Below are 6,094 nucleotides of genomic sequence, written 5' to 3' on the forward strand. Positions count from 1 at the left end.
TTTAAAAACTTTGACAAAATAATAAATATGAGGTAAATTACAGTTAGACGAACGATTTAGTCTAACTTAACTTTAATATTCGTATTTAGGGGTGTAAAGCATGGAAAATGTGTTTGATTACGAAGATATACAATTAGTTCCTGCAAAATGTGTGGTAAACAGTCGTTCTGAGTGTGATACTACTGTAACGTTAGGAAAACATACCTTTAAATTACCTGTCGTTCCTGCCAATATGCAAACGATTATCGATGAAAATATAGCCACGTACTTAGCAGAAAATGGTTATTTCTATATAATGCATCGCTTTGAACCAGAAAAACGTATTTCTTTTATTAAAGATATGCAATCACGTGGTTTACTCGCATCAATCAGTGTAGGTGTCAAAGAAGAGGAATACTCATTTATACAACAATTAGCCGATGAAAAATTGGTACCTGAATATATCACGATTGATATTGCCCATGGTCATTCGAACGCAGTCATTGAGATGATTAAATACATAAAAAAACTTATTCCTGTAAGTTTTGTCATTGCCGGCAACGTCGGAACGCCTGAAGCAGTCCGAGAACTAGAACATGCTGGTGCCGATGCAACGAAAGTAGGAATTGGACCAGGTAAAGTATGTATCACGAAAATCAAAACCGGCTTTGGTACAGGCGGCTGGCAATTAGCTGCCCTTCGCTGGTGCGGAAAAGCAGCAAGTAAGCCCATTATTGCTGACGGAGGCATTCGTACTCATGGGGATGTAGCAAAATCCATTCGCTTTGGTGCTTCAATGGTCATGATTGGTTCATTGTTTGCTGGACATGAAGAATCACCAGGCGAAACCATTAAAAAAAATGGTAAACGCTTTAAAGAATACTTCGGCTCAGCCTCAGAATTCCAAAAAGGTGAAAAGAAAAATGTCGAAGGTAAAAAAGTGTATGTCGAGCACAAGGGTTCATTAGTGGATACCCTGAAAGAAATGGAACAAGATCTTCAATCTTCTATTTCTTATGCTGGAGGAACAAAATTAGAAGCTATTCGTACAGTCGATTATGTTATTGTAAAGAATTCAATTTTCAATGGTGATAAAGTTTATTAAACGATTGACCATTCAAAAAGATGAGCAGGCAGTCTGCTTATCTTTTCTGTCTTCATATAAATTTCACAGAAAAAACCTGCTGGAATACAGCAGGTTCAAAGATAGTTAGTTCGATAGGATGGTTAGTACGGTTTCTAAAATGACATTTACTCCTTTTTCACAATCTTCCCATTCGGTACATTCACTTTCAACATGACTTTTTCCGTTAATGCTTGGTACAAAGACCATAGCCGTTGGAAGATAGCTCGCCATGAACTGAGCATCATGTCCCGCGCCGCTGACCATTCTTTTATAAGAATAGCCTAATGACTCCGTAGACTGTTGGATTAGGTCACAAATATTCTCATCAAACCAAACCGTATCCCGCTTCCATAATTTTGTTGTCTTAATTTCACAGCCTTCTTTTACACTAGAGCTGGTAAATCCGTGAATAATTTCTTCCACCTGCTTAATAATCTCTGGATCCTTATGTCGAGATTCTATTGAAAAGATCACTTTATTCGGAATCACCGTGTGTATATTCGGAAATACATTTACCCGGCCAATAGTATAGACCAAATCTTGATCTAAAGCACTTAACGCTTGCCTTGCCTTCATAATAATGTTATTCGTTGTAAAAAAAGCATCCTTTCTCATTTCCATTGGGGTGGTTCCGGCATGGTCAGACTCACCCGTTACTTCTATCTCGTAACAAACCATTCCTAGTACACATTCAACCACACCAATACTTAAAGATTCTGTTTCAAGAATGGGTCCTTGTTCAATATGTAATTCTAAAAACGCCTCAGCCTCATCCAGTCGTGACTCGATGTTTCCTGAGTAGCCAATAGACTGTAAAGCATCGCCGAATTTAATCCCGTCACTATCTATTTTATTAAACATAGTAGTCTTATCAAATTTTCCTGACAATATTCCAGATGACATCATGGAAGGCTCAAATCGTGCTCCCTCTTCATTTGTAAAATTAACAATCATAATGGGAATGCGAGGTTCAATTCCATTCTCTACTAATGTTCGTACCACTTCTAATCCGGCTGCTACGCCTAAGACCCCATCAAATCGCCCTCCTTTTTTCACACTGTCTAAATGTGAACCCATAACAATCGGAGGTCTTTGTTCCAATCCTTCTAAAACAGCATATATATTCCCTAAATCATCTATCGTTACATTCATCCCTAATTCCTTACAACATGAACAAAAGTAATCTCTGGCTAATCGATCTTCTTCTGTTAAAGATAAGCGTGTGACTCCATTGTTTTCCGTCCGGCCAAAATCAGCAAATTTTTCAAGATTCTCTTTTAACCTCGTACCATTAATTACTACCTTTTGTTTTTTCATAAGTCACAACTCCTTTTGTCTGAATTTTTAGTCTATAATGATTTTATTATATCGATTTTGACTAGCTTATTCACTAGACAAATCGTTACTTATTTATAAGATTGTCTATACCTTTTGTCCAAAAAAATGTCTTTTGGCAGGAATAGCAGAAGATGTACCGAACCTTATTTAAGTAAGCTTTAGATGGAGGGGATAGAACATGTTATCCATGACGGAACTATTAGAAATACTGGAAGGTAACCGAAGACTTACGATTCGAACGATTGAAGCTTTTCCAGAAGATGAGCTATTTACCTTTACTGCAGCAGAATCTATTCGTCCTTATTCTGAAATGGCCCTAGAAATTCTAGGCATTGAAACAGGATATGTTCGCGGGATTGCCACAAGTGTTTGGGATTGGCAGCCTGATCAGTTTGATGTTCACTCTAAAATGGACCTTTTGGCTGCTTGTCACAGTGTTAGGAACGAAACCATTAAGCTCTGGGAGAATATTACGGAAGAACGGCTTTCGATGGTAGAGAGCGACCCTTTCTTTGGACCTCCAGCGAGTCATTTCAGTCGTCTTTTGTACTGTCTTGAGAACGAAATCCATCATCGCGGTCAAGGATTCGTTTATTTACGTGCCTTGGGCATTGAGCCTCCTATGTTCTTTGAACGCTAATTATTCACGTTAAAAACATACCCTGAGAATTCGGGGTATGTTAAACAGTTTGAAGATATTCCTCAAGCGACTGACCTAATTCATGCGGGATTTTTATAGACTTCTGAGATTGAAAACAATAACAAACGATTACAGCACTTCCAACTGCTAAAACATCTCCATTTTGACACTTTATTTCATGTTGTAAAGTGAAGCTTTTCGTTCCTATTTTTATCACTTTTGTAGTGAGGGTCAGTCTTTGCTTTGCATATACCTGCTTTAAAAACCGACATTCAGTGGAAGCAACAAGAACATTCATCTTCAAATGCTTCTTATATTTATCCAAATGAAGGATCTCAAAGAAACGGGTACGAGCTTCCTCAAGATATAAAAAGTAACTAATCGTACTCACATACCCACTGGCATTTGTCTCTGAAAATCTCACATAAATCGGGAAATCAGGAATGACGTTCATACATCCTCCTATAACGCAGCCTGTTCTCTTTCAATAATAGCAGCAATCCCCTGACCCCCGCCGATACATGCCGTAATAAGTGCATATCTGCCTTTTATTCGTTCAAGTTCATATACAGCTTTGGTTAAGAGAATGGCTCCAGTCGCTCCCAATGGATGGCCATGAGCAATCGCACCACCATTCACATTTACTTTTTCTAAATCCATATTTAACTCGCGGTCGCAAGCAATAACTTGTGCTGCGAATGCTTCATTTATCTCGATGATATCCATTTCATCTAAAGATAGTCCAGACTTCTCCATCACTTTCCTTGTTGCTGGTACAGGGCCTATTCCCATAATAGCCGGATTAACACCTGCTACAGCATGTGCTTTGATTATCGCCAGCGGCTTAATTCCTAACTCTTCTGCCTTTTCTCTTGACATCACAACAAGTGCAGCAGCCGCATCATTTAAACCTGAGCTATTCCCTGCCGTCACAGTACCTGCATCAAGAAATGCTGGAGGAAGTTTTGCCAGGACTTCTTTTGTCGATTGCGGACGTGGATGTTCATCCTGACTAAAGACCACTGGATTACCTTTTCGAATAGGAATGTCTATGGGAACGATCTGTTCAATAAACCGGCCTTCATCTATAGCTCTTTTCATTTTTTGTTGGCTGCTTGCAGAAAAATCATCTTGTTCTTCCCTGCTAATTTCATATTTTTTCGCTAAATTTTCCGCGGTTAGCCCCATCGGAGGATCCCCTATCGCTGTAGGAGACAGCTGGGATTTCCTGATTCTTGGGGGCACAGTACTGTAAGGCTTTTCCGGCCGATCCATTAAATACGGGGCACGACTCATACTTTCAACGCCTCCGGCAACATAGACATCTCCATCTCCAGCCAGAATTGCCTGAGCAGCTAACATAACCGCATTAATACCGGAGCCGCATTGTCGATCTATCGTTAAACCAGGCAGTTCGATAGATAGGTCTGTTTGAAGGGCGGTTAATCGAGCAATATTTCCCCCGCCGCTTAAAACATTTCCTAAGATAACATCCTCAACCATCTCCGGGGTTACATTTACCCGTTTCATGGCCTCTTTAATTACTTCAGCACCAAAGATATGCGGAGGTACTGACGCAAGTGCACCCCCTTGTTTACCGATTGCGGTTCGTACAGCCGAAACAATTACAGCCTCTCTCATATTTTCACCATCCCTTTATTAGCAATCTAGTTAATTTCTTGGTCCACCGGCAACATACAAAACCTGGCCGCTGACGAACGAAGATCGTTCATCTGCAAAAAAGGCAACAGCATGAGCGATATCTTCGGGCTTTCCAGTTCTTGCTACTGGAATTTTATTAACATTTGCTTTTATTAACTCTTCAAAGGGAATACCAATTCTTTCTGCAGTGGCTTTTGTCATTTCCGTCTCTATGAATCCTGGTGCAACAGCATTTGCAGTAATCCCAAATTTACCGAGTTCAATGGAGAGGGTTTTTGTAAATCCCTGTAACCCTGCTTTTGCGGTGGAATAATTAGCCTGTCCTCTGTTCCCTAGCGCAGAGGTGGAAGAAATATTGATAATGCGTCCATAATGATTCTTCACCATATATTTTTGTGCGGCCCGCGATGCATAAAAGGCACCCTTTAAATGCACATCCATGACCATCATCCAGTCTTCATCTGTCATTTTAAATAGCATATTATCTCTAATTACACCCGCATTATTAACAAGGATATCGATCGTTCCAAATCGATCAGCCGCCTCCTCCATGGCTTTTTCTATTTCACCGCGATCACTAACGCTTGCTAGTTTCGCAAATACGGAATAGCCTTTTTCTGTTAATTCTACTTCAGTTTGATTCAAGGATTCTTCATTTATGTCTATAATGGCGACATTTGCTCCTTCGCAAGCAAATTGCTCGACAATCTGCTTCCCTATTCCACGGCTTCCTCCTGTTACAAAAGCTGTTCTGCCATCAAATCTTCCTGTCATACTATCAACCTCCTTCATATTTACATATACTGACCGATTTTCACATGTCCTTTTAATAAGTTTCTAGAAATAATCATCCGTTGTATTTCATCCGTACCATCATAAATTCTCCACAGCCTAGCCTCACGGTACCACCTTTCAATAGGCAACTCTCTTGTATATCCCATACCTCCATGGATTTGAAGAACGCGATCGACGACTCGATTGCCCATATTTGCTCCATACAATTTGGCCATCGCAGCTAGATGACGGTTATCTTCCCCTTGATCAAGCGTAAAAGCAGCATTAAGTACGAGCCATTTTGCCGCTTCAATTTCAACAGCCGAATCTGCAATTTGCCACTGAATGGCCTGCCTATCTGCAATAGGGCGACCAAAGGTTACTCGTTCTTTCGAATAATCTAGTGCCATTTGCAGCAAGCGCTCCCCTGTTCCGACTGCACGTGCCCCCACCACCCATCTAGCAAAACCAATCCACTCTAATCCAAGTTTGTAGCCGCCATTAATTTCTCCTAAAATGTTTTCCTCAGGTACGCGAACGTTATCAAAAACTAATCCGGCCGGACCCCATTCTCC

The 6,094-nt window shown here is 40.4% G+C and carries 7 protein-coding genes; 2 read left to right on the top strand and 5 right to left on the bottom strand.

Annotation, left to right across the window (positions count from 1 at the left end; genetic code table 11):
• Positions 1-100 precede the first annotated feature (100 nt).
• Positions 101-1,084 (top strand): GMP reductase, encoded by a 984-nt coding sequence (gene guaC / locus AC52RT_RS10595; RefSeq protein WP_495540716.1) that lies wholly within the window; start codon positions 101-103, stop codon positions 1,082-1,084.
• Between the two features lie 105 nt (positions 1,085-1,189).
• Here the strand turns inward: guaC and AC52RT_RS10600 are convergent, their stop codons facing one another.
• Positions 1,190-2,422 (bottom strand): Zn-dependent hydrolase, encoded by a 1,233-nt coding sequence (locus tag AC52RT_RS10600; protein WP_495540717.1) that lies wholly within the window; start codon positions 2,420-2,422, stop codon positions 1,190-1,192.
• A gap of 199 nt (positions 2,423-2,621) precedes the next feature.
• Between AC52RT_RS10600 and AC52RT_RS10605 the strand changes: the two genes are divergently transcribed.
• A complete protein-coding gene (locus AC52RT_RS10605; protein WP_495540718.1) occupies positions 2,622-3,083 on the top strand; it encodes a DinB family protein in 462 nt (153 codons plus the stop codon).
• 40 nt (positions 3,084-3,123) lie between these two features.
• Here AC52RT_RS10605 and AC52RT_RS10610 read toward each other — a convergent pair whose 3' ends face one another.
• The 4 genes from AC52RT_RS10610 to AC52RT_RS10625 all read right to left on the bottom strand — a co-directional run.
• On the bottom strand, positions 3,124-3,537 hold the full coding sequence (locus tag AC52RT_RS10610; protein WP_495540719.1) for an acyl-CoA thioesterase: 414 nt from the start codon (positions 3,535-3,537) through the stop codon (positions 3,124-3,126).
• Positions 3,538-3,545: 8 nt separating this feature from the next.
• A complete protein-coding gene (locus AC52RT_RS10615) occupies positions 3,546-4,724 on the bottom strand; it encodes a thiolase family protein (protein ID WP_495540720.1) in 1,179 nt (392 codons plus the stop codon).
• A gap of 30 nt (positions 4,725-4,754) precedes the next feature.
• Complete coding sequence (gene fabG / locus AC52RT_RS10620; RefSeq protein WP_495540721.1) at positions 4,755-5,519, bottom strand: 3-oxoacyl-ACP reductase FabG; 765 nt, start codon at positions 5,517-5,519, stop codon at positions 4,755-4,757.
• Positions 5,520-5,539: 20 nt separating this feature from the next.
• Positions 5,540-6,094 (bottom strand): acyl-CoA dehydrogenase family protein (locus AC52RT_RS10625; protein ID WP_495540722.1); only part of this gene is annotated, 555 nt, incomplete at its 5' end.

The sequence above is a fragment of the Peribacillus sp. genome, from assembly GCF_059453735.1.